Here is a 21,846-nt window from a genome sequence, read left to right as displayed (position 1 = left end):
ATAAAATGACCGTTTTTCAGTAGGTTAATATTTGTGTTAAACCATGGCGAAATGCAAATCCCTGGTTAATGTCATCGCCAAAAATGTTATTCTCGATGAATCTTTATTTTAGTGAGCCCGCACGCAGGCACTTAAAATAGTGAAATAAAATGTCAGTATTGCGAAAGACCCTGCAAAAAATGGCGTTTTTATCTGATAGCTGCCATCGTTACAATAGAGGGCAATGTGATTCAGCACTTTTTTGTGCTGCGCGTGAAGAGTAATGACCGTGACAGCCTGTACCGGCTTGAGGAAGCAAGAAATGACCACTCCAACAATTGAAAAAATTCAGAAGCAAGTTTCTGAAAACCCGATTCTGCTGTACATGAAAGGCTCGCCAAAACTGCCAAGCTGCGGTTTTTCTGCACAAGCAGTTCAGGCATTGTCTGCCTGTGGTGAACGTTTCGCTTACGTCGATATCCTGCAGAACCCGGATATCCGCGCAGAGATGCCAAAATTTGCTAACTGGCCTACCTTCCCGCAGCTGTGGGTTGATGGTGAACTGGTCGGCGGTTGTGACATCGTGATTGAAATGTATCAGCGTGGCGAACTGCAACAGCTGATCAAAGAAACCGCTGAGAAATACAAATCTTCTGAATCTGAAGAGTAATCAGCAGCGGGAATTGGCGGCCTTCAGGGCAGCTGATGACAATAAAAAGAGCGACATTGCGTCGCTCTTTTTGTTTTTTATGCGTCCGGCCTGTTTGTCCGTCAGCGTATTCCTTCACGTCAACCGCTTACTGCTGATGTTCTTCTGATGCGGTTTCGTCTTCCTGCTCTTCGGCGCTGATGGCCAGCGGCCAGCCGCCCAGGCGCTTCCAGCGGTTTACCAGCTCGCAGAACAGTTCAGCCGTGCGCTCTGTGTCATACAAGGCGGAGTGCGCCTGGCTGCTGTCAAAGACCATCCCCGCGCTGATACAGGCTTTTGCCAGCACCGTCTGCCCGAGCACAAGCCCGCTCAGCGCTGCGGTATCAAAGGTCGCGAACGGATGGAACGGGTTACGTTTCAGCCCGGCGCGTTCGGCGGCGGCCATCAGGAAGCTGTGATCAAAATTAGCGTTGTGCGCCACGATGATCGCGCGGTTGCAGTTCTGCTCTTTCATCCCTTTACGGATGACTTTGAAAATCTCATGCAGGGCGTCATATTCGCTGACCGCACCACGCAACGGATTTGTCGGGTCGATACCGTTAAACGCCAGCGCCTCTGGCACCAGAATGGAACCTTCGAAAGGCTCGACGTGGAAATGGACCGTCTCGTCGCTTTCCAGCCAGCCGTCTTCATCCATTTTTAGCGTGATGGCTGCAATTTCCAGCAGCGCATCAGTTTTGGCATTGAATCCGGCAGTTTCAACATCGATCACTACCGGATAAAAACCACGAAAACGGCCTCTCAGGGCGTTAATGTCACTATTCTCGGCCATTAGTTTCTTATCTTTATCGAATTAAGCGCACATTATGACAAATTTTGCCGCGAGTTGCAGGCGTGTGGCGAATATTCGACATTTCAGTGGGCAAAAAAAAGGGCGCTTTCGCGCCCTGAGACTGCACGCAACGGATCAGTTGCCCAGACCCTGGCCTGCGTGTTTGGATTCGATCAGCTCGATTTTGTAGCCGTCCGGATCTTCAACAAAAGCGATAATGGTGGAGCCGCCTTTGACCGGGCCCGCTTCACGGGTGACTTTGCCACCTGCGTTACGGATGTCGTCGCAGGTTTGCGCCACGTTATCCACTCCTAACGCGATGTGCCCATAGGCAGTGCCCATGTCATAGCTGTCAACGCCCCAGTTGTAGGTTAACTCAATGACTGCGCCTTCGCTTTCATCCGTGTAGCCAACAAAAGCCAGCGAATATTTGTATTCCGTATTTTCACTGGTACGCAGCAGGCGCATGCCTAAAACGTCGGTGTAGAAGCTGATTGCGCGTTGTAAATCGCCAACGCGAAGCATGGTATGGAGTAAACGCATAGGTTCCTCTTTATTTGCAGGATGAGAATAATCAGTTTCAGCCTAACCGATAGCGGCGGTTTTGTCTGTAAAACCCCGAACAGCGGCTGGATTTCTGACCAAAAAAACGGCGGCCGGAGGGCATCGGTCGCCGAAAAGTGGAGATAACTTTTATAACATTACAGGGTCGGGTAATCGGTATAACCCTGAGCGTCGCCGCCGTAGAAGGTTTCTGGTTTTGGCTCGTTAAGCGGTGCATGAGATTTCAGACGCTCAACCAGATCCGGGTTAGCGATGTAGCTGCGGCCAAAGGCTACGGCATCGATGTAACCTTTTTCGATCAGTTCTTCGCCTTTCTCAGCCGTGTAAGCACCGGCACCGACAATCACGCCCTGATAATGCGCGCGGATCACCTCACGGAATTCGGTGGTGTAAGGCTTACCACCGGCCCAGTCAGGCTCAGAAATATGCAGATAAGCCAGTTTACGTTTGTTCAGTTCATCCAGCAGATAGATGGCTGCCTGTACCTGATCTTCACCGTTGTCCAGGCCGTTAAACGGTCCCAGTGGTGAAATACGGATACCCACACGTTCTGCGCCGAGCTCTTCAATCGCAGCATCCACCACTTCCAGCGTCAGGCGTGTGCGGTTTTCAATGTTGCCACCGTACTGGTCTTCACGCAGGTTAGATGCCGGAGACATAAACTGGTGCAACAGATAGCCGTGCGCCGCATGCAGTTCGATGTAATCGAAACCGGCTTCTGCAGAGCAGGCCGCAGCATGACGGAAATCATTGATGATGCCCGGAATCTCACTCAGTTCTAACGCACGCGGAGTAGGGCAGTCGACGCGGATCGCGTTGCCTTGCTCATCACGCAGGCTGGTACGTGTATTTGGGTTGACAGCAGAAGGCGCAACCGGTGTCTGATTGTCCGGCTGCACACTGTTGTGTGAGATACGCCCGGTGTGCCACAGCTGAACGGCGATATGTCCTTTTTTATCATGAACGCCGGCAACGATTTTCTTCCACGCAGCGACCTGCTCAGGCGTGTGCAAACCGGGCGCGCCCGCATAGCCTTTGGCCTGGAAAGAAACCTGCGTCGCTTCAGTGATGATCAGGCCAGAGGTGTGGCGCTGGGCATAGTATTCGCCCATCAGCGGCGTCGGGATATCACCCGGTTCAATGCTGCGCAGACGGGTCAGTGGAGCCATAAATACTCGATTCGGTAAGGTATTTTTACCGACAACAATCGGGGAGAAAAGCTTGGTCATGTCAAAAACTCCAACGTTAATGGACTGATCGGTAAGACGTTAAGGGATCTCACTCACGTCAAACGATCTTAAATAATGGTGTCTTTTTTATCCCATCTTCCTTGCCGGTGACTACGCGCACGGTGCTTTTTCGCGAAATATCTCTCATTGCCGGGTGTGCATGGCGGGTTCAGGAACAGAAAAAGAATAAAAAAGAGCCGGCGGGTGCCGGCTGAGGTGAGGGCAAATTTCTGTTTTCTTAATGAGGGCAGGCGAAACAGTCTGACCATTTCCGACAGGTGAAATGGCTGAACGGACGGTAGCAGATCAGTGTTGCAGTAATTTGAAGAATGAAATGCATGACGTGATTCACCTTGCGGGATGGCGGGAAAACGTCTTGAATAAAAGTTCAGCACTATTTGCGGAGGGCCTGTGGCTCAGCAGCTCGAGTTTTTTGACATCCCCAGCCCGTGCCGTGGCATCTGCCAGGCCGACGAACGGGGCTATTGCCGCGGTTGCCTGCGCAGCCGCGATGAACGCTTTGGCTGGATAAAAATGACCGACACCGAAAAACGCCATGTGCTGCGTTTATGTCAGCAGCGGTTGTTGCGTCAGCAGCGCGCCGGAAAAACACCCGATGAACCTCAGCCGGAGCAGCCGGAGCTGTTTTAATCATCAAAGCGGGCGTCTTAGCTTCACATCCTTCTGTTTCTGCCTGTCAGCATCAATACAGCGCGATGGCCGTTGTGTATTCTGTTGGTCGAAAATATCAAAAAATAAGGAAATGATCATGGATCCACGTACCCCTTTATCGCCACAAGGCCCGGTTTTCTCAACGCTGATTTGCGGTTACTGGCGTCTGATGGAATGGGAGATGACAGCGCAGCAGATTCAGACGTTTATGCAACAGCATATCGAACTGGGCATTACCACCGTCGATCATGCTGACATTTACGGAGGTTATCAGTGTGAAGCGGCATTTGGTGAGGCTCTGCGCTTAAAACCGGCGCTGCGTGAGAAAATGGAGCTGGTCAGTAAATGCGGTATTGCCACCACTGCCGATCCTGACAATAAAATCGGGCATTACATTACCGATGCGCAGTACATCATTGCACGCGCGGAAAAATCTCTGACCAATCTGCACACTGATTATCTGGATCTGCTGTTGATCCACCGTCCGGACCCGCTGATGGATGCCGACGAAGTGGCAGAAGCGTTCACGCAACTGCACAAAAGCGGCAAAGTAAAACACTTCGGCGTTTCTAACTTCACGCCAGCACAGTTCAGCCTGTTACAGTCACGCCTGCCGTTTTCGCTGGTTACTAATCAGGTTGAAATCTCTCCGATCCACCAGCCTGCTATCCTCGACGGAACGCTGGATCAGTGCCAGCAATTGCGCATCAAACCGATGGCCTGGTCTTGTCTGGGAGGCGGACGTTTGTTCAGTGAGGCCGGGTTCCAGCCGCTGCGCGATGAGCTGCAAAACGTGGCGAATGAAACGGGCGCCGACACTATTGAACAGGTGGTGTATGCCTGGATCATGCGTCTGCCGTCGCAGCCGTTGCCGATTATCGGTTCCGGCAAAATTGAACGCGTGCAGTCTGCGTATAAAGCGTTGTCTCTGGAGATGACCCGCCAGCAGTGGTTCCGTATCCGCAAAGCGGCGCTGGGTTACGACGTTCCGTAACCCTTTGCGGGTGAATGGTCAGGCGGGTTTTGTGGTGATTAACGCAGGATCCGCCGGGCCATCTTCCGTCGAAATCGCCTGTTGAAGTTGTGACAGCGAGCAGTACAACCGCCAGATTACCCCCGCCAGTTCACGCGCCGCAGGTTCAGGATGATGTGCCAGCGAGTTGCTCATGCGCAATAATTCCGCAAGTGTCGCATCCAGATTTTCATGACTGACGCCGCGCTCGGTCATTACACCTTTCAGACAATGGATACAGACGTCGCGCACCGCTGACAGCGGATCAGAGCGGGTTTCCCATTCGCGTAACTGCCAGACGATGTGACTGCAGTTGAGCAGCACCACGCCCCAGCGCAGCAGCCATGTGCGGGAAATCTGATCTTTACTCTGACTCAGCTGGTTCATCCTGTGATAAATCAGTGATTCAAACTGGAAATGGCTCAGGGAGGGTTTGCGGCTAAGTTGATCCATGAAATCCCGGCGCAACGCCCGGATTATGCGACGGCTTTTGCGCTTATCAGAGCTTGGCCGCAAAACCTGAAACGCAATGCCGGCTAACATTACGCCCGCGATTTTTGCCACGCCGTCGTTCATGAACGCACCATAGTCATAATCCGGCGGGTTAGTGACCGCAAGAAACGAGCCCATAAATACGATCATCTGCCCCCATAACCCGGCATAGCGTTTATATTGCAGTTTCATCATTTGCATGGTGACCAGCATTGGCAGGAAAAAGGCGCAGAACACCCAGAAGTTATCGATCTGAATCATCAGCCCGAACTTAAGCACAAAGCAGCCGATAAACAGTAACCCCAGGGATTTGATCAGCAATGTCACGCTGCTGATGGGAGACGCGGTGGAGGAGTAAAGCACACAGCTGACCGCCGTCAGCGCCACGGCACCGGCGCCGGAATCCCATTGCGTTGTCATCCAGAACGCGCAACCGATCACAATGCACAGGAACGTTCGCAGGCCGTTATAAGCGGCTTCAACGGTATCCGTATGCTGCGCCAGATGGGTGATTTTTGGTGGCTGGAGCGTTTCGGCTTCGGCCACATTGGCGTTCTCCACGCGGCGTAACCAACGTTCACTGCGCACGTACAGCCAGCAGAAATCGCGCAAACGCGTCCAGAACGCCTGATGGCGAAAATCGGCGGTGTCCTGAGGCTTTATCAGCAGAAGGATCTGCGAAAGCCGGTATTTGTCGGTGTCGGGTTTACGCAGTTCATCGAGCAAAATACTCAGGACTTGAGCAAGATTTTCAGGCGGCTGCGGCCAGTTCAGTAACATGCGGCGCAGGCTGGAAATAAAACTGGTCATGCGCAGTTGCTGGTGCAGCAAATAATTAAGCACATTGTTTTGACGACGTAGCCGGTAATGGCTCCAGACCGCCTGAATACGTAACAGATTCAGCGTCAGTATCTGACCGATCAGGCCCTCGTGAGAACTTCGGATTTGGTCATTGATTTCTGCATTCCATAACAGTTGCGCATGTTCCAGTAACTGGGTGTGCATTTTGCGCAGAGAGGTGAGCAGGGCATCGCCGTCCGACGTGCTGGGCAGCACCATCATCATGAAACCACCGCATAAAATACCGGTGATCACTTCACCCACTCGCGCCTGAGCGATGTCAAAAATTTGGGTAGGATCCGTGACGTCGACGGTTGAAAACGCAATGATTGCCGCCGTGTAACCGGCCAGCGCGAAAGCGTATGAGACGTTGTTTTGATAATGGTTGGAAACGTAAGTACACAGGCCAAGCCAGGTGGCGATGGCCAGCGTGAAAAGCCAGGGTTCATTGAGACAATGACCGGCGATAAAGACGGCCCCCATCGCACCGAGCAGGCTGCCAATAATACGGCCGATACTTTTACTGATCACGCCGCCCACGGTGGGAAAGCTGACTACCGCTGCGGAAGTTAACGCCCAGTAGGGTTCATCCATCTGAAATTCAAAGGCGATATACAGCGCCAGTATCATGGCGATAGAGTTGCGCAGGGCGTACCGCCATTGGCCGCCGGTGGCTTTTCCCCACGGGGTATTCTTCCATTCCAGCCAGGAGAAATTCACGGCATGGCCTTAATTAAGGATTGAAATCGTGCAGGTGGTGCCTGCAACCAGAATGGTGTTTGCGGGGACCGTGTCGAGCTTAATGCGCACGGGCACACGCTGCGCCAGACGCACCCAGGGTACGTTCGGTTTGACGTTCATCAGCAGGTCGTCAGAGGCGTCCAGGCTCTGGTCATAAATCGCCCGCCCAATACTTTCCACATGGCCTTTAAGAGGAATATTACCGTTAAATAAAGTGATGTCCGCCAGATCGCCTTCACGGATATTTTTCAGTTTGGTTTCTTCGAAATAACCCAGCACATAGAAAGAATGAATATCCACCAGGCCGACCAGAGGTGTGCCGGTGGTGGCATAATTGCCTTTGCGGGTTTGCAGATTGGTTATATAACCGTCAGTGGGCGCGACAATATTGGTTTTACTCAAATTCCATTTGGCCTGTTCTAATGAGGACTGCGCCCCCTGATAAGCCGCCTGCATGGCTTTGGCGCTAATATTGGACTCATCCAGTGACTCGGCAGAAATAACGTTGGTGCCCAGACCACGACGGCGCGCGGCTTCATGATTGGCTTTGGCTAAATCCGCTGCCGCTTTCGCCAGCGCCGCTTCGGCATTATCGACGGCAATTTTAAAGGGGACCGGATCCAGGCTGAACAGCGGATCGCCACTTTTAACAAACTGATTATCATGCACATTGATGTCAATGATCCGGCCGGAGACTTCCGGTGTGATATCCACAATTTCAGCCCGCACCTTTCCATCCCGCGTCCACGGGGATTGCATGTAGTAATTCCACATCCACCATCCGGCACATATTGCGACCGCGAAAACCAGCACAGTTGAGAAATATTTAAGGGTTTTGAATTTCATTTTCAGAGGTTCACCATAAGCAACAGTGCGGCGCAAATACAGATCACAAACAGGGATAAATCCATCAGCGTCGGATGCCAGACTTCGCCGGAATAAATCCAGTCACGTACCACCCGATGAATCAAAAGCCAAAAAACCAGTCCCAGTAAAAATGCTTTAAACATCGGGGGGAAATAAAGTGAGGCACCGACGACCAAATCGGGGAGCGGGAAGCCTGCGTGAAACATTTGCGCATTCACAATATTAATCTCTGCCGGTGATTGTGTTATAAACGAGTTTACCTTTGGAAGCATTGTGGCCGCTTCCGGATGCAACAGTACCTACCATTATATATAGAATTGTAATTTCTCGATTAAAGTTCCTAAAACTAAGCTAAACTCTGGGGAGTTATCTTAGCATGCTAATTATAAGGAGGGGATAATTGGAATCGAATCTGGGGTCAGATCTAGCACGATTAGTTCGTGCCTGGCGTGCGTTGATTGACGATCGGCTAAAGCCGTTAGAACTCACGCAAACGCATTGGGTAACATTGCACAATATCAATATGTTACCTCCGGAACAGTCACAAATTCAGCTGGCGAAAGCCATCGGTATCGAGCAGCCTTCTCTGGTCCGCACGCTGGATCAGCTCGAAGAAAAGAAGTTGATCACCCGGCAGACCTGCGCCAGCGATCGCCGCGCCAAACGCATCAAACTCACCGAAGAATCTGCGCCGATCATCCATGAAATGGAGACGGTGATTGACTCAACGCGCAAAGAAATTTTGTCCGGTATGTCTGCTGCTGAAATTGAACAACTGGGTGGGATGTTGTCTCGCCTGGAAAAAAATATTGCTGCATTGCAAAGCAAATCATAAATCACTTTTGTTCTGTTCACGTCACACAGCGTTGCTTTGACTCTTTCTTTAAGGGTTGCCCATAAAAAAACCGAAGCCTTTGGCTTCGGTTTTTTGGTTTCAGGCTGTCTTACAGACTGAGAAACTATCAGGCACCCGGAGAAACCGTGATAGTGCTGCCACTGCTGGCCATGCTGACACGTTGTCCGACGCTGAATTTAGTCGCACCGGCTTTCTGAACAACCTGAATCGTGGACCCGTCATCACGACGGATTTGCAGCTCTACACCGTTAGAACGGTTGAGGGTGCTTTGAACGCCCTGACCCGCCACGCCACCGGCCACTGCGCCCGCAGCGGTTGCCAGACTGCGACCGGTACCGCCACCGACGGTATTACCCAGGAAGCCCCCTAACACGGCACCGCCCAGCGCGCCGATAATGTTGGAATCATCGCCACCCTGAATCTGTACTGCACGGGTAGAAACGATGGTGCCGTAGGTGACCTGCTGGATTTGTTTGGCCTGCGAAGAGGAGTAAACGTCGCCAGACAGAGAATTATCGCTGACGCAGCCAGCAAGGGAAACGCCGGCAAGTGCGACGACCAGTAAACGCTTAATCATAAATAGCTCCTTTATATGCTGCTGCACATCTTTCAGGGTAGAGACAACAACAGAGAAAAACCGATACACAGTTCAACATCACTGTCGAGGCTGTCATATACCATATTCACTTAACTGTCTTCGAGTATACCGAAGTTCGCCTCAACTAATAATAAACGCAGGTTTAAGTTTAAGACAGCTTTGTGTTAAATCAAAAACACCGGCAGTTAACATAGTTAAATGTTGATTTTTACATTGTGGATATTTCTGAAAGAGGAAAACGTGGGATGAAAAACACGAAGTCATCACAAGGCGTAATAAAAATTCAGTAATTCATGGTGTTGTCATCGCAATTCTGCCTACTCTGTGTCAAACCCTGTCGGGCACTTTTTAGTGAGGAGTGAAGGATGTTATCTATAAAGTCGGGTCGCTATATCGGCGTGATGTCCGGCACCAGTCTGGATGGAGTGGATGTGGTGCTGGCGGCCATTGATGAACGCATGGTGGCGCAGCAGGCAAGTTATTCGCATCCCATCCCCATCGCGCTGAAAAATGCCGTGCTGGGAATGTGTCAGGGACAGCATGTGACACTGCAACAGGTCGGTGAGCTGGACACGCAGCTGGGTATTCTCTTCGGGGAAGCGGTGTTGGGCTTACTGAAAAGCGCAGGAATTTCACCCGAGGAAGTCACGGCGATTGGTTGCCACGGCCAGACGGTCTGGCATCAGCCAAAAGGCGACACCACATTTTCCATGCAACTGGGTGATAACAACCGCATTGCGGCCATGACCGGTATCACGACCGTCGGGGATTTCCGCCGCCGAGATATGGCGTGGGGCGGGCAGGGCGCACCGCTGGTGCCTGCGTTCCATCAGGCATTGCTGGCCGATACGGCCGAACGGAGAATGATCCTTAACATCGGCGGCATCGCCAACCTTTCAATGCTTCTGCCCGGACAACCGGTCCGTGGCTATGATACCGGCCCCGGCAACATGCTGATGGATGCCTGGATCTTGCGTCACAAGCATCAGCCTTACGACAAAAACGCGGAATGGGCGACTCAGGGGCGGGTGAATTTACGGTTGCTGCAGCAGATGCTTTCTGATGCCTATTTTGCCGAGCCAGCGCCGAAAAGCACCGGACGCGAATACTTCAACATGGCGTGGCTGGAGAAACAGCTGGCGCGCGGCCACGAAATCTCTCCGGTCGATGTGCAGGCCACGCTGACCGAACTGACGGCCGTCAGTATCGCCGAACAGGTTCAGTTGACCGGCGGCTGCGATCGTCTGATGGTGTGTGGCGGTGGTGCCCGAAATCCGTTGCTGATGGCACGGCTCTCCGCCATGTTGCCAGGCACCGAAGTGTGTACCACGGATGCCTTTGGCATCAGCGGCGATGACATGGAAGCGCTGGCGTTTGCCTGGCTGGCGTTCCGCACGTTATCCGGCCAGTCGGGTAATCTGCCCTCCGTGACCGGTGCCAGCCGCGAAACCGTGCTCGGTGCCATATATCCGGTGGTTTCCCCCCGATCCTGATGCGTTCTCGGTTTTATCTCAATGTGCCGCGCCAGCGGGCGTGGTACATAACTGAGAGAGACTAAAAACAATCAGGGAGCACAAAATGAAAAAGGCGATTTTCGCTGCTTTAGCAGGATTAACGCTGGCCGGATGTAGCCAGTTTCAACATCAGGCTGAGAGCCCGACGCAGGAGTTACATTATCAGTGCGGCACCTTGCCGCTGACCGTCACGCTCGATAAACCGGCGCAGCAGGTGAGCATGGTGCTCGACGGTGAGCAACTGAAACTGAAACAGGTGGAATCCGCCTCCGGCACTAAATACAGCGACAGCCGTTACACCTTCTGGTCGAAAGGCAATCAGGCCTTCGTACAGCGTGGTGATAACGTCATCATTGATGACTGCGTCCAGAAATAAAATCCCCCCTTAGCCTTTCCCAACCCGCCGCGTCAGGAACATTGAGATCCTGACGCGGCGGGTGCACAATGCCATTACCTTTTGTTGAGATGCAATTGAACCCATATGGCTGATAATAATGAATTTGATGTTGCTGACTCGCGCCGGGAATACACGCGCGGCGGGCTGCGTCGCGCCGATCTGACTGCTGAGCCGCTGCCTTTGTTTGAGCACTGGCTGAAACAAGCGTGTGACGCGAAACTGGCGGATCCGACAGCAATGGTCGTGGCGACGGTCGATGAACAGGGTCAGCCTTACCAGCGGATCGTGTTACTCAAGCATTACGATGAAAAAGGGCTGGTGTTCTACACCAATCTGGGCAGCCGCAAAGCACAACAGCTGGCGAACAACTCCCGCATCAGTCTGCTGTTCCCGTGGCATATGCTTGACCGTCAGGTGATTGTGCTCGGTCAGGCTGAGCGCCTTTCCACGCTCGAGGTGATGAAGTATTTCACCAGCCGCCCGAAAGACAGCCAGATCGGCGCGTGGGTTTCACAGCAGTCCAGCCGGATTTCGGCGCGCGGCGTGCTGGAAAGTAAATTCCTCGAACTGAAACAGAAGTTCAGCAAAGGCGAAGTCCCGTTGCCGAGTTTCTGGGGCGGTTTTCGCGTGAAAGTGGATTCGATGGAGTTCTGGCAGGGCGGCGAACACCGTCTGCACGATCGGTTCATTTATCAGCGTGACAGCGCCGAAAGCCAAACTGGCTGGAAAATAGACCGCCTCGCCCCTTAACCACGAAAAAACACGCGATTCCCTAGCGCTCGGGCGACGAGCGCTTTATTCTATGGCGTTCCCCTTAATGGTGAGAGAAAAGGCACATGCGCGGCATGATGCCGGACATGAATCTGCACAGGTTCAGTACTTAATAAATGGAGTCTTTGATGGCGAGCAGCAACCTGATTAAACAATTGCAAGAGCGGGGCCTCGTTGCCCAGGTGACGGATGAAGAAGCGTTAGCAGAGCGACTGGCGCAAGGGCCAATTGCACTCTATTGCGGTTTCGATCCTACCGCAGACAGCTTGCATTTGGGGCATCTGGTGCCATTGCTTTGCCTGAAGCGTTTCCAGCTTAACGGGCATAAGCCTGTTGCACTGGTGGGCGGCGCGACCGGCCTTATCGGCGACCCAAGCTTCAAAGCCACCGAACGTAAGCTGAATACCAACGAAACGGTAAACGAATGGGTTGAGAAAATCCGTCATCAGGTTTCCCCGTTCCTGGATTTCAACTGCGGTGAAAACAGCGCCATTACGGCAAACAACTACGACTGGTTTGGCGGCATGAACGTGCTGACTTTCCTGCGTGACATCGGTAAGCATTTCTCTGTTAACCAGATGATCAACAAAGAAGCGGTGAAACAGCGTCTGAACCGCGATGACAGCGGCATCTCCTTCACCGAATTCTCTTACAACCTGTTGCAGGGTTACGATTTCTCTTCACTGTACGACCTGCACAAGGTGGAACTGCAAATTGGCGGCTCCGATCAGTGGGGCAACATTACGTCAGGTATCGATCTGACGCGTCGTCTGCATCAGAAACAAGTGTTCGGCCTGACCGTTCCGTTAATCACCAAATCTGACGGTACCAAATTCGGTAAAACCGAAGGCGGCGCAGTCTGGCTGGATCCGAAGAAAACCAGCCCGTACAAATTCTACCAGTTCTGGATCAACACCGCCGATGCAGACGTTTATCGCTTCCTGAAGTTCTTCACCTTCATGAGCATTGAAGAGATCAATGCGCTGGAAGAAGAAGATAAAAACAGCGGCAAAGCACCGCGCGCGCAATACGTGCTGGCGGAAGAAGTCACCGGCATGGTGCATGGCGCCGAAGGTCTGGCTGCAGCCAAACGTATCACCCAGAGCCTGTTCTCAGGTTCGCTGAGCGAAATGACCGAAGTCGATTTCGGCCAGCTGGCGCAGGATGGCCTCGAGCTGTTTGAAGTGCCACGTGATACCGATCTGCAACAGGCGCTGGTGATTGCCGGTATGGCCCCGTCAAAAGGCCAGGCGCGTACCATGATTTCCTCAAACGCAGTTTCCATTAACGGCGAAAAACAGACTGACACTGAATACAACTTTACTGACAGTGATCGCCTGTTTGGTCGTTATACCTTGCTGCGTCGCGGTAAAAAGAACTACACCCTGTTGCTCTGGGCGTAAGCGTTACGACCGGCATCACGAGGGGCGTTACAGCCCCTCGTTTTTGTCCTGTGAACTCAGTAATACCGCCATCTCCCGATGACGTTGCTATCGGAAATTCCTCATGAAAAGCATTCTTTCTATCCAGTCACACACCGTTTTTGGTCACGCCGGTAACAGCGCGGCAGAATTTCCTATGCGCCGCATGGGGGCGAATGTCTGGCCTCTTAATACCGTTCAGTTTTCTAACCATACGCAATACGGGCACTGGACCGGTTGTGTGATGCCTGCAACGCACCTGACAGACATCGCTCAGGGCATTGCGGAAATCGATCGTCTGAAAGATTGTGATGCGGTACTGAGTGGGTACATCGGTTCGCCTGAGCAGGGTCAGAGCATTCTGGAGATTGTCCGTCTGGTGAAAGCAGCGAATCCTGATGCCTGGTATTTCTGTGACCCGGTCATGGGGCATCCTGAAAAAGGCTGTATCGTGGCGCCGGGTGTGGCGGAGTTCCATTGTAATCAGGCGCTGGTTAACTGCGATATCATCGCGCCAAACCTGCTGGAGCTGGAATTACTCGGCGGCCATGCGGTGGCGAGTGTTGAAGAAGCCGTTGCGACAGCGCGTGAGCTTATCGCCAAAGGCCCTAAAATTGTGCTGGTGAAACACCTGAGCCGCGCGGGGTATCACAGCGACCGCTTTGAAATGTTGCTGGTTACCGCAAACGAAGCCTGGCATATCGACCGCCCGCTGGTCGATTTCGGCGTACGTCAGCCGGTCGGCGTCGGTGACCTGACCAGCGGATTATTGCTGGTAAATCTGCTGAAAGGTGAAGCGCTGGATAAAGCGCTGGAGCACGTTACCGCAGCGGTTTACGAAGTGATGCTGGCGACCCACGCGATGGGCGAGTACGAACTGCAAATCGTGGCGGCGCAGGACAACATGGTCAAACCTGAACATCATTTCCCGGCCGTTAAGCTGTAATTATCTCTTTAGTTTGTGCCAGTAAAAACGCCCCGTGCTGAGTCAGCCGGGGCGTTTTATTTTTGCCGTCTGTAACCGCGACAAAATTCACATCACAAAAAACTTATTTCAGACCTTCGGCGGTCAGCGCAGCATCAACGGCAGGTCGCGCCGCCACTCTGTCGAGATAGGCGTTCAGCTCGGTCAGTGCGCTCAGGTCGAATTTCAGTGCTTTTGCCCAGCCCATGACGGTAAACAGGTAGGCATCGGCCACGCTGAAACGTGCACCCAGCAGGAAATGATTGTTTTTCAGCGACTCATTCACGTAAGCAAATTTCTTACTCAGCGCTTCACGGGTGACTGTTTTGAAGTCTTCCGGCGTTTTCGGATTGAACAGCGGAGAGAAACCTTTGTGCAACTCGGTCGCAATGTAGTTCAGCCATTCCAGTGCATGATAACGGGCCAGCGTACCCTGTTCCGGCATCAGCTGGCGATCTGGCTTCTGGTCAGCAAGATACTGCACGATCGCCACGCCTTCGGTCAGGATGGTGCCATCATTAAGCAACAGCGTTGGGATCTGTCCTTTCGGGTTCACCGCCAGAAAATCATCGCCGGTTTCCGTTTTCTTGGTTGCCAGATCGACCTTTTCGATACTGAAGTCCAGATCGGCTTCGCGAAGAATAATGTGCGGGGAAAGGGAACAGGCGCCGGACTTATAATACAGTTTCATAGTTACTCCATCTGATGAGGACTCAGGCCAACCCTGGCAATGCATTGGTGCACGGGCAGCGACAGGGCATAGACACGCTGCTTCTATCCTAGAACCGGCGGGAGTAAAAGTCAGTGTTTAAATTGCGCCTGCCGTGCTTATGTCGCCTTTATGGCGAACATTGAGGCGGTTCGCCAGGAGTCAGCAATTAACGCGCGTGCTGATTCAGATAATCGCGGACGACCTGTTCAACAGATTCGGGTGCAGGCAGCATAGGGGAACGTAATTCGTTCGCCATCAGCCCGTCCAGCGACAGAGCAAACTTTATCGCTGCCGGATTGGGTGCGGAGAACATCAGGCGAATCATGGGCAGCAGGCCAAAGAAAGTTTTGCGTGCGGCGACGATATCCTGAGTTTTAAACTCCCGGATAAGCCGGACAAACTCTTCCGGGAAAATATGCGAAGAGGCTGCAATAGCCCCGGCACCGCCGAGACTGAGCGTCGAGAAAATCTGCACATCTTCACCACACAACACATCCAGCTCACCGTCAGCAATCAGCGACAGCGTCAGATCAATGCTGCCGCCGCAATCTTTGATGGCGGTGATCCGCGGATGTTTCGCCAATTGACGCAGCGTGTCGATCTCCATCTGCACACCGGTGCGATAAGGAATGTTATAGATCATCACCGGCACCGTGGCCTGATCGGCAATTTCAGTAAACCACGCCACCAGCGCGGGCTGAGACGGGCGGATGTAATAAGGCGCAGGCACTAACAGCCCGGCCACCGGACGCTGTGAAATCGCATTCTGCATATCGCGGATAACCGGCATATGCGTGCCGGACAACCCCATAATCACCTGATGTCCGGGGACGATTTCCAGCACGGCATCTAACACCTGCAGCTGTTCTTCTTTGGTGAGCATCGGCGCTTCACCGGTTGTTCCACAGACGACAACGCCATCCACGCCCCGTTTGAGCAGCCGGGTGCACAATGATTTCAGTGCGGTAAAGTCGACCTCACCCTGATGGAAAGGTGTGACCAGTGGGACCCAGATACCTGAAAACGATGACATGATGTATTCCTTAAACGGCGTTATTTATCAGCCACGGATCATGTCAGTAAAACAGGGGCCAGTGCCAATTGAATGAATTAATAAGGTGTTTTGAGTTATCTATGGCGCTTATGAGAGCCGCCTCAGGAGCTGGCTAAAATATCCATTTCGGCGCCCAGGAGGTTTCGTAACACCTCAACCGAAACAGGACGGGAGAATAAATACCCCTGGAGATGTGAACAACCTGCTGAAACTAAAAAGGATTTCTGCAACTGATTTTCAACGCCTTCGGCGATGACGTTGAGATGCATTTTATTACCCAGCTGGGAGACGGCGGTCACGATGGCGGCAGTATCGTTCACTTCTGTGACGTACTGCACAAACGAACGGTCAATTTTCACGCTGTCTACCGATATATCTTTCAGCAAACTCAGACTTGAATAACCTGTACCAAAATCATCCAGAGAAATTTTGACCCCAAGCTTACGCAGTTCCATCAGATGGCTGAGGCTGGTGGCGTTCGCATTCATCACCGACGTTTCGGTCAGTTCGAGTTCAAGCCGCGACGGCGGAAAATCCTCTTCCTTCAGCAAAGCCAAAAGCCGCGCGCCGAAGTCGGGTTCACCGAGCTGTACAGCAGAGACGTTAATGGCCAGATTGAGCTTGTCCAGTGGCTTGATGTCGCGACATGCCTGGCGAAGAACAATGTCACCGAGCTGAATCACCAGGCCTGTCTCTTCGGCCAGCGCGATAAATTGCACCGGGGAGACGGCCCCCAGCACGCCGTGGTTCCATCTGGCCAGTGCTTCCACGCACACCACTTTCTCATCGAGGCTGCGCAAAATCGGCTGATAAACGCAGGACAGATCCCCTTCCCGTGAGAGGGATTCTGCCAGCGCTTTCACCATAATGCGTTTGCTGACCGTGCTGGCATCAAGTAATTCGGAATAATAAGAAAAGACATTTTTACCCCGTTGTTTGGCTTCCAGCAGCGCGGTATTTCCACGGCGCATGATCTCACCGGCGGTAATATTCTCGGCGCCAAACATGACTATTCCAAACGACAGGGTGATCAAAGGATTGGCCCGCGTCAGAGCAAATGGCTGGCGCATCATGACCAATATTTCGAGCGCCAGATTTTGCGTCATTTCATTTGTCGGGCTGTCGCGCAGAATAATAGAAAATTCATCCCCCCCGATACGCGAAACAATGCCAGTTGTTCCGACTTCATTGCGCAAACGCTGACCGAATTCACACAAAATAGCGTCGCCTGCCTGATAACCGTAGGTATCGTTGATGTAATTAAAATCATTCAGGTTAAGCAGAAAAAGGGCGTAAGTTTCCGGACGATACATTCTCTGCGCGGCGATCTGGCTGAGTTCTTCATTTAACGCCGTGCGGTTGGGCAGGCCGGTTAATACATCGTGACGGGCCAGATAGCGGATCTGCGCTTCGGAGTTTCGCAGCAAAGAAATATCCATGATCGACGTCAGAATATATTGCCGCTCTTCAAGCGTGACGCGGGATTTACGCACCAGAACATTTCGTCGCTTGCCCGCCGGGTCTATAAGCGTTTCTTCATGAACAGTTTTCTCACCGGTTGCCAGCACGTCGATATCACGTTCGCGCTGGCGCGCAGCCTGCTCCGGGTCGGTAAAAAAGGACACGTCTTCACCGATCAACTCTTCCCTGGGGCGACCATAAAATTCGCTCGCTTTTTGATTAAGAAAGACCAGCTTGCGCGAATCATCTTTTAATACCGTGGCTTCGGGAAGGGCATCAAGAACCGCCTGGCATATCGCAATATCAGTAAGCATGAGTTAACTACCCCGAGCAGAAAATGTAAGTGATGTGGCCCCGTAGGTCAGGCAATAAGCTCATCAGGTTTTTGCAATTATTACTCACAATTGGATGAGAATATTATGGTTGTTTTTAAATTTTAAAATTCAATTGGTTATCATGTGCTAAGTAAAGTATTCGACATTTTATTCGGGTGAATAACGTTCAACTGCCGTCAGCGCGTTTTTTTCAGGACGAAAACGGGATTTCCCCTGCACACAATCGTGCTGAGCGCTGAATAAAATACAAATTAGGATTTTCTTTATCAGGAGAAGGCATATTCACCCGTAAGGCAGGAATGATGACGGTAAAGAAATCAGGCGACCGACGTTAAACTTCAGGTCTTAACTACAGATGTTTCTTCGTACCGAATTTTTTGTCCCACTCACGCCGGTAACCGCGAGACTGTTTACGGCCTTTTAACCACAGTACGGTACAAACGATGCATACCCCCGCCGAGAAGACAATATTACGCATATCCTGATCGTAAAAAATGACCAGCACGCAGTCGAGCGCTGCCACAATCGCAAACCATTTATGCATATGAGACTGACGCCGGGTTTCGGCATTCATGCGTTTTAACTGACGTCCTTCATCCAGGACTTTACGTTTTTCCATCGGCTGTTCCTGGTGAGTCGTTTGAGTTAAGGGAGGCGGGGAGTGACAAAGCGTCTGTTAAGAATAACAAATTGGCGATCTCTTTTCCTCCCCGTTATTTTTGTACAGAGATTGATCTCCCGGTATCGCGTAGAGTATCTTTTAGGAATTATCTTAATTTCCGGTGCGAAAATGAGCGATTCGTCTTCACGAAAGATTGTTGATGGTGCCAACATTTATCAGGATTTCGAAACCCGTTTTTATGAATGGGAAGACGGAATGTCGAGTGCGGGTTTCAAACTGGAACTGCCCGATAAGAACCGGGAAGAGTTTGACTGGGGCGTTACCGGGTATAACTTTGGCCGCGTGATTGGCGGCGTTCTGACGGTGAGTGAGCACGATATCAACCGCCAGTACGGAAACCTGTTCTCCATGCCCGATCATATCGTGATTTTTATTGTGATTATCGGCGGTATGGATTGCCTGTGCTTCGGTGAACGTTTTCAACTGGCACAGGGCGATATCCTGATTCAGGATATGTCGCAGCCGATACAAATCCACGTCTATCCGGGAGACGTCAAACCGCGTCTGGGCACTTATCAGTACATCATTATGCCCAAACACAGCCTGCATTTTAATGTCGATATTGCCTCGCTGCACGGTAAGAGGGTGCCGGCCTCATCTCCGGTGAACATAATTTTGCGCAACCATTTTGCCACCATGGTGCAGGTATTTGACCAGATGACCGAGCAGGAAGTGCTGAGCACGGGTGAAGGTGCTGCCTCGGTGTTTCTGCAAACCTTGCATCTTATTGCCGGGAAAAAGGTGGAACATCCCTTCGAGCAAAGCGCACGCCTCGAGCGTATTTGTCTGCATATTGAAAAACACCTGAGCAAGCCTATCGGCATTGATGCCTTGTGCAAACACTTTGCTATTTCCCGTTCCGGGCTATACCGGTTGTTCGAACCCCTCGGCGGCATCGCTCAGTTTATTCGCAGCCGGCGGGTGTTGCTGGCGAAGCGTTTGTTACGCACTTCGTCGATGTCAGATCAGAGTCTGGCGGCCATTGCCCGCCAGTGCGGACTGGAGCTCAGCGTGCTTCGCCGCTACTTCAATGAGTTCTACGGCGCAACGCCGTCTGAGATGCGCGAACGATTCCGCCGCGATGCGGAGCAGTCTGGTCATCCGGGGGCGACGCACGTCAATTGGGTGAGTTCCCTTTAAAGAATTGATTTAACAACTAATGTTTAAAGGTTGTTAATAAATGAGATTTTTTATGTTCTGTCACTATTCTGATTTTGCCTGCACGTGGCGGAATCAGCGCCGAATTTTGAGGCAAACGCAGTAGACTTGTTGAGATGTCCAACGGTAATGACTGAGAGTCCATTATGTTAGTCCCTCAACAGGCAGTAGATGAACAGGCGCGTCTGACGATACTGGCGTCACTGGGCATACTGGATACGCCCAGGATCGAGGAGATAGACCGCATTACGCGTATGGCGGCCCGGCAGTTTCAGGCTAAGGCGGTCTTAGTCTCGCTGATTGATTCCGACCGGCAGTGGTTTCTCTCCCAAACTGGCCTCAATATTAATCAGTCTCCGCGCGACACCTCTTTTTGCGGTCACACCATTCTTGAAGCAGGGCCGTTAATTGTCAGAGATGCCCGGCTTGATCTGCGGTTTCACGACAATCCCCTGGTCTGCGGCGACCCGCACATTGTGTTTTATGCAGGATGCGCGCTGCATTCCAAAGAAGGTGTTGCACTCGGCGCATTCTGTCTGCTGGATGACCAGCCCCGCGAGTGGAGTGATGAAGATCAGCAAACTTTGCTGGATATGACAGCGCTGGTCCAAAGCTACATTCTGCATCTCGAAAACCGCCAGTACACCGCGACCGTGGAAGATAATCTGGCAAAAAGCGAAGCCCTGTTTGAGCAAACATTTGCCCATGCTGCCGTGGGATTCTCACTCGTCGCGCTCGACTGGCGCTGGCTGCGCATTAATCCGCAGGTCTGCAACATGCTCGGCTATGCGGAGTTTCAGCTGCGCGCCTGTCTGTTGCATGACGTAACGCACGCCGACGACGTCTACGCTGAAAACATCCTTATCCCGCGATTACTGTCGGGTGAAATCAACAGTTTCAGCGTTGAAAAACTCCTGCAACGTGCCAATGGCAGCACCCTTTGGGTCACCCTGACGGCGTCGCTGGTGCGCAATGCCGCGGGGGAAGCGCATCACTATATCGTGGTCATCAGCGACATAACCGAACGCAAACACATCGAACAGGCACTGTACTCCCTGCAGGGCGATCTTGAGCGCCGCGTTGCTGCGCGCACCGTCGAACTGCAGGTCGCGATGGATCAGCTGCATCAGGAGATTGCCCGGCGCCTGACGCGCGAAAGGGAACTGACCGAAAGTAAAAATCGTCTGCGCGCCATCACCGATAATATCCCCGCGCTTATCTGTCACGTGGACGCCAGCGAGCAATACACCTTTGTGAATCATTTTCATGCCAACTGGTATGGCGTGGAGGAGGAGAAGGTCAGAGGTCGGCAGGTGCGTGATGTGGTGGGCTACGCAAGTTATCAGATCATTCAGCCCTACATCAGGCAGGTTTTGCAGGGCATGACGGTCAGTTATGAGATCGAATTGCCGGATAATTCGGGGTTTGGCATGGGGGGCATACTGCATACCACGCTTATTCCCTGCGACGATGTCAGTAACGGTTACTACGGCCTTTCCACCGATATTACTGAGATCAAAAAACTTCAGGGGCAGCTGGAGTTTGAGGCCAATCATGATTCACTGACCGGGCTGCCAAACCGCCGGGCGTTTCAGCAGTCCCTGATGTATGCCGCAAAACAACAAGAAAAAGCAGATAAAGACATCGCATTGCTCTTTTTGGATATTGATAATTTTAAAGCTTACAACGACACCTACGGGCACGAATTTGGCGATCTGGTGCTTAAGTTTTTCGCAGACACCCTGCGAACCCATTTGCGTTCGCAGGATATCGTCGCGCGACTGGCGGGCGATGAATTCACCGTCTTACTCAGCCACCTGGGCAACAGCGAAAATGATGTCAGCCGCATCTGTCTCGGGCTGATAAGCGCCCTCACAACCATCGAAAAAATCGCCGGCGTGCCGGTCGCATTGTCTGCCAGCATCGGTGTCTCCATCGGGCGTGCGCGTCAGCCTATGATGCCCGACACGCTGATGGCACGCGCAGATGCCGCCATGTATCGCGCCAAGCAGGGCGGGAAAGGGCATTATTATCTGGGCTGACTGA

Annotated in this window: 22 protein-coding genes; 11 read left to right on the top strand and 11 right to left on the bottom strand. The window is 52.3% G+C overall.

Annotation, left to right across the window (positions count from 1 at the left end):
- Positions 1-301: 301 nt before the first annotated feature.
- Positions 302-649, top strand: coding sequence for a Grx4 family monothiol glutaredoxin (locus tag ED901_RS08395; RefSeq protein ID WP_056773605.1), 348 nt, complete (start codon positions 302-304; stop codon positions 647-649).
- A gap of 127 nt (positions 650-776) precedes the next feature.
- On the opposite strand, the gene rnt is transcribed toward ED901_RS08395, so the two are convergent.
- The 3 genes from rnt to ED901_RS08380 all read right to left on the bottom strand — a co-directional run bounded on the left by rnt (position 777) and on the right by ED901_RS08380 (position 3,253).
- Positions 777-1,460: a ribonuclease T gene (gene rnt, locus ED901_RS08390; RefSeq protein ID WP_056773607.1), complete on the bottom strand. Its 684-nt coding sequence runs from the start codon at positions 1,458-1,460 to the stop codon at positions 777-779.
- Between the two features lie 135 nt (positions 1,461-1,595).
- Positions 1,596-2,003 (bottom strand): lactoylglutathione lyase, encoded by a 408-nt coding sequence (gene gloA / locus ED901_RS08385; RefSeq protein WP_056773609.1) that lies wholly within the window; start codon positions 2,001-2,003, stop codon positions 1,596-1,598.
- A gap of 158 nt (positions 2,004-2,161) precedes the next feature.
- Positions 2,162-3,253 (bottom strand): alkene reductase, encoded by a 1,092-nt coding sequence (locus tag ED901_RS08380; RefSeq protein WP_056773611.1) that lies wholly within the window; start codon positions 3,251-3,253, stop codon positions 2,162-2,164.
- A gap of 411 nt (positions 3,254-3,664) precedes the next feature.
- Between ED901_RS08380 and ED901_RS08375 the strand changes: the two genes are divergently transcribed.
- Positions 3,665-3,904 carry a DUF1289 domain-containing protein gene (locus ED901_RS08375; RefSeq protein WP_056773615.1) on the top strand — a complete coding sequence of 80 codons (240 nt, stop codon included), beginning with the start codon at positions 3,665-3,667 and terminating at the stop codon, positions 3,902-3,904.
- Positions 3,905-4,022: 118 nt separating this feature from the next.
- The gene (locus ED901_RS08370) at positions 4,023-4,919 is read left to right on the top strand and encodes an aldo/keto reductase family oxidoreductase (RefSeq protein WP_122095583.1); all 897 of its coding nucleotides are present in this window, start codon (positions 4,023-4,025) and stop codon (positions 4,917-4,919) included.
- An 18-nt stretch (positions 4,920-4,937) separates the two neighbouring features.
- On the opposite strand, the gene ED901_RS08365 is transcribed toward ED901_RS08370, so the two are convergent.
- From ED901_RS08365 to ED901_RS08355, 3 genes are read right to left on the bottom strand one after another with little or no spacing between them, the layout of a single operon-like run.
- Positions 4,938-6,989, bottom strand: a complete 2,052-nt coding sequence (locus tag ED901_RS08365; protein ID WP_122095582.1) for an FUSC family protein — start codon at positions 6,987-6,989, stop codon at positions 4,938-4,940.
- A gap of 9 nt (positions 6,990-6,998) precedes the next feature.
- Positions 6,999-7,856 carry an HlyD family secretion protein gene (locus ED901_RS08360; protein WP_056773621.1) on the bottom strand — a complete coding sequence of 286 codons (858 nt, stop codon included), beginning with the start codon at positions 7,854-7,856 and terminating at the stop codon, positions 6,999-7,001.
- A gap of 2 nt (positions 7,857-7,858) precedes the next feature.
- Positions 7,859-8,083, bottom strand: coding sequence for a DUF1656 domain-containing protein (locus ED901_RS08355; RefSeq protein ID WP_056773732.1), 225 nt, complete (start codon positions 8,081-8,083; stop codon positions 7,859-7,861).
- A gap of 194 nt (positions 8,084-8,277) precedes the next feature.
- Here ED901_RS08355 and slyA point away from each other — a divergent pair, with 194 nt between their 5' ends.
- A complete protein-coding gene (gene slyA, locus ED901_RS08350; protein ID WP_056773626.1) occupies positions 8,278-8,712 on the top strand; it encodes a transcriptional regulator SlyA in 435 nt (144 codons plus the stop codon).
- 127 nt (positions 8,713-8,839) lie between these two features.
- On the opposite strand, the gene ED901_RS08345 is transcribed toward slyA, so the two are convergent.
- Positions 8,840-9,310, bottom strand: coding sequence for a glycine zipper 2TM domain-containing protein (locus ED901_RS08345; RefSeq protein WP_056773629.1), 471 nt, complete (start codon positions 9,308-9,310; stop codon positions 8,840-8,842).
- Positions 9,311-9,705: 395 nt separating this feature from the next.
- Between ED901_RS08345 and anmK the strand changes: the two genes are divergently transcribed.
- The 5 genes from anmK (at position 9,706) to pdxY (ending at position 14,380) form a co-directional block, all read left to right on the top strand.
- On the top strand, positions 9,706-10,824 hold the full coding sequence (gene anmK / locus ED901_RS08340; RefSeq protein WP_122095644.1) for an anhydro-N-acetylmuramic acid kinase: 1,119 nt from the start codon (positions 9,706-9,708) through the stop codon (positions 10,822-10,824).
- Between the two features lie 85 nt (positions 10,825-10,909).
- Positions 10,910-11,221 (top strand): MliC family protein, encoded by a 312-nt coding sequence (locus tag ED901_RS08335; protein WP_122095581.1) that lies wholly within the window; start codon positions 10,910-10,912, stop codon positions 11,219-11,221.
- Positions 11,222-11,326: 105 nt separating this feature from the next.
- On the top strand, positions 11,327-11,992 hold the full coding sequence (pdxH, locus tag ED901_RS08330; protein ID WP_122095580.1) for a pyridoxamine 5'-phosphate oxidase: 666 nt from the start codon (positions 11,327-11,329) through the stop codon (positions 11,990-11,992).
- Positions 11,993-12,141: 149 nt separating this feature from the next.
- On the top strand, positions 12,142-13,416 hold the full coding sequence (tyrS, locus tag ED901_RS08325) for a tyrosine--tRNA ligase (protein WP_056773644.1): 1,275 nt from the start codon (positions 12,142-12,144) through the stop codon (positions 13,414-13,416).
- Positions 13,417-13,519: 103 nt separating this feature from the next.
- Positions 13,520-14,380, top strand: a complete 861-nt coding sequence (pdxY, locus tag ED901_RS08320; protein ID WP_056773648.1) for a pyridoxal kinase PdxY — start codon at positions 13,520-13,522, stop codon at positions 14,378-14,380.
- A gap of 103 nt (positions 14,381-14,483) precedes the next feature.
- On the opposite strand, the gene gstA is transcribed toward pdxY, so the two are convergent.
- The 4 genes from gstA to ED901_RS08300 form a co-directional block, all read right to left on the bottom strand.
- The gene (gene gstA, locus ED901_RS08315) at positions 14,484-15,089 is read right to left on the bottom strand and encodes a glutathione transferase GstA (protein ID WP_056773651.1); all 606 of its coding nucleotides are present in this window, start codon (positions 15,087-15,089) and stop codon (positions 14,484-14,486) included.
- Positions 15,090-15,276: 187 nt separating this feature from the next.
- Positions 15,277-16,143: a 4-hydroxy-tetrahydrodipicolinate synthase gene (gene dapA / locus ED901_RS08310; protein WP_122095579.1), complete on the bottom strand. Its 867-nt coding sequence runs from the start codon at positions 16,141-16,143 to the stop codon at positions 15,277-15,279.
- 122 nt (positions 16,144-16,265) lie between these two features.
- The gene (locus ED901_RS08305; protein WP_056773659.1) at positions 16,266-17,939 is read right to left on the bottom strand and encodes a bifunctional diguanylate cyclase/phosphodiesterase; all 1,674 of its coding nucleotides are present in this window, start codon (positions 17,937-17,939) and stop codon (positions 16,266-16,268) included.
- A 370-nt stretch (positions 17,940-18,309) separates the two neighbouring features.
- Complete coding sequence (locus tag ED901_RS08300) at positions 18,310-18,579, bottom strand: hypothetical protein (RefSeq protein ID WP_056773662.1); 270 nt, start codon at positions 18,577-18,579, stop codon at positions 18,310-18,312.
- Between the two features lie 171 nt (positions 18,580-18,750).
- Between ED901_RS08300 and ED901_RS08295 the strand changes: the two genes are divergently transcribed.
- Both ED901_RS08295 and ED901_RS08290 read left to right on the top strand, forming a co-directional pair.
- Positions 18,751-19,782, top strand: a complete 1,032-nt coding sequence (locus tag ED901_RS08295; protein ID WP_056773665.1) for an AraC family transcriptional regulator — start codon at positions 18,751-18,753, stop codon at positions 19,780-19,782.
- Positions 19,783-19,946: 164 nt separating this feature from the next.
- Entirely contained in the window at positions 19,947-21,842 is a 1,896-nt protein-coding gene (locus tag ED901_RS08290) for a diguanylate cyclase domain-containing protein (RefSeq protein ID WP_122095578.1), read from the top strand.
- The last annotated feature ends 4 nt before the right edge of the window (positions 21,843-21,846 follow it).

It is taken from the genome of Rahnella sp. Larv3_ips, assembly GCF_003697865.1.
In the GTDB taxonomy this organism is placed as follows: Bacteria; Pseudomonadota; Gammaproteobacteria; order Enterobacterales; family Enterobacteriaceae; genus Rahnella; species Rahnella rivi.
Note: the sequence above shows the minus strand (reverse complement) of the source record. Positions and strands in the feature narration are given on the sequence as shown.

What these genes read in the sequence shown, in the direction of transcription:
- ED901_RS08395 (WP_056773605.1), top strand. Translation starts at nt 302, where the DNA reads ATGACCACTCCAACAATTGAAAAAATTCAGAAGCAAGTTTCTGAAAAC.
- rnt (WP_056773607.1), bottom strand. Translation starts at nt 1,460, where the DNA reads ATGGCCGAGAATAGTGACATTAACGCCCTGAGAGGCCGTTTTCGTGGT.
- gloA (WP_056773609.1), bottom strand. Translation starts at nt 2,003, where the DNA reads ATGCGTTTACTCCATACCATGCTTCGCGTTGGCGATTTACAACGCGCA.
- ED901_RS08380 (WP_056773611.1), bottom strand. Translation starts at nt 3,253, where the DNA reads ATGACCAAGCTTTTCTCCCCGATTGTTGTCGGTAAAAATACCTTACCG.
- ED901_RS08370 (WP_122095583.1), top strand. Translation starts at nt 4,023, where the DNA reads ATGGATCCACGTACCCCTTTATCGCCACAAGGCCCGGTTTTCTCAACG.
- ED901_RS08360 (WP_056773621.1), bottom strand. Translation starts at nt 7,856, where the DNA reads ATGAAATTCAAAACCCTTAAATATTTCTCAACTGTGCTGGTTTTCGCG.
- ED901_RS08355 (WP_056773732.1), bottom strand. Translation starts at nt 8,083, where the DNA reads ATGTTTCACGCAGGCTTCCCGCTCCCCGATTTGGTCGTCGGTGCCTCA.
- ED901_RS08345 (WP_056773629.1), bottom strand. Translation starts at nt 9,310, where the DNA reads ATGATTAAGCGTTTACTGGTCGTCGCACTTGCCGGCGTTTCCCTTGCT.
- ED901_RS08335 (WP_122095581.1), top strand. Translation starts at nt 10,910, where the DNA reads ATGAAAAAGGCGATTTTCGCTGCTTTAGCAGGATTAACGCTGGCCGGA.
- pdxH (WP_122095580.1), top strand. Translation starts at nt 11,327, where the DNA reads ATGGCTGATAATAATGAATTTGATGTTGCTGACTCGCGCCGGGAATAC.
- tyrS (WP_056773644.1), top strand. Translation starts at nt 12,142, where the DNA reads ATGGCGAGCAGCAACCTGATTAAACAATTGCAAGAGCGGGGCCTCGTT.
- pdxY (WP_056773648.1), top strand. Translation starts at nt 13,520, where the DNA reads ATGAAAAGCATTCTTTCTATCCAGTCACACACCGTTTTTGGTCACGCC.
- gstA (WP_056773651.1), bottom strand. Translation starts at nt 15,089, where the DNA reads ATGAAACTGTATTATAAGTCCGGCGCCTGTTCCCTTTCCCCGCACATT.
- dapA (WP_122095579.1), bottom strand. Translation starts at nt 16,143, where the DNA reads ATGTCATCGTTTTCAGGTATCTGGGTCCCACTGGTCACACCTTTCCAT.
- ED901_RS08305 (WP_056773659.1), bottom strand. Translation starts at nt 17,939, where the DNA reads ATGCTTACTGATATTGCGATATGCCAGGCGGTTCTTGATGCCCTTCCC.
- ED901_RS08300 (WP_056773662.1), bottom strand. Translation starts at nt 18,579, where the DNA reads ATGGAAAAACGTAAAGTCCTGGATGAAGGACGTCAGTTAAAACGCATG.
- ED901_RS08295 (WP_056773665.1), top strand. Translation starts at nt 18,751, where the DNA reads ATGAGCGATTCGTCTTCACGAAAGATTGTTGATGGTGCCAACATTTAT.
- ED901_RS08290 (WP_122095578.1), top strand. Translation starts at nt 19,947, where the DNA reads ATGTTAGTCCCTCAACAGGCAGTAGATGAACAGGCGCGTCTGACGATA.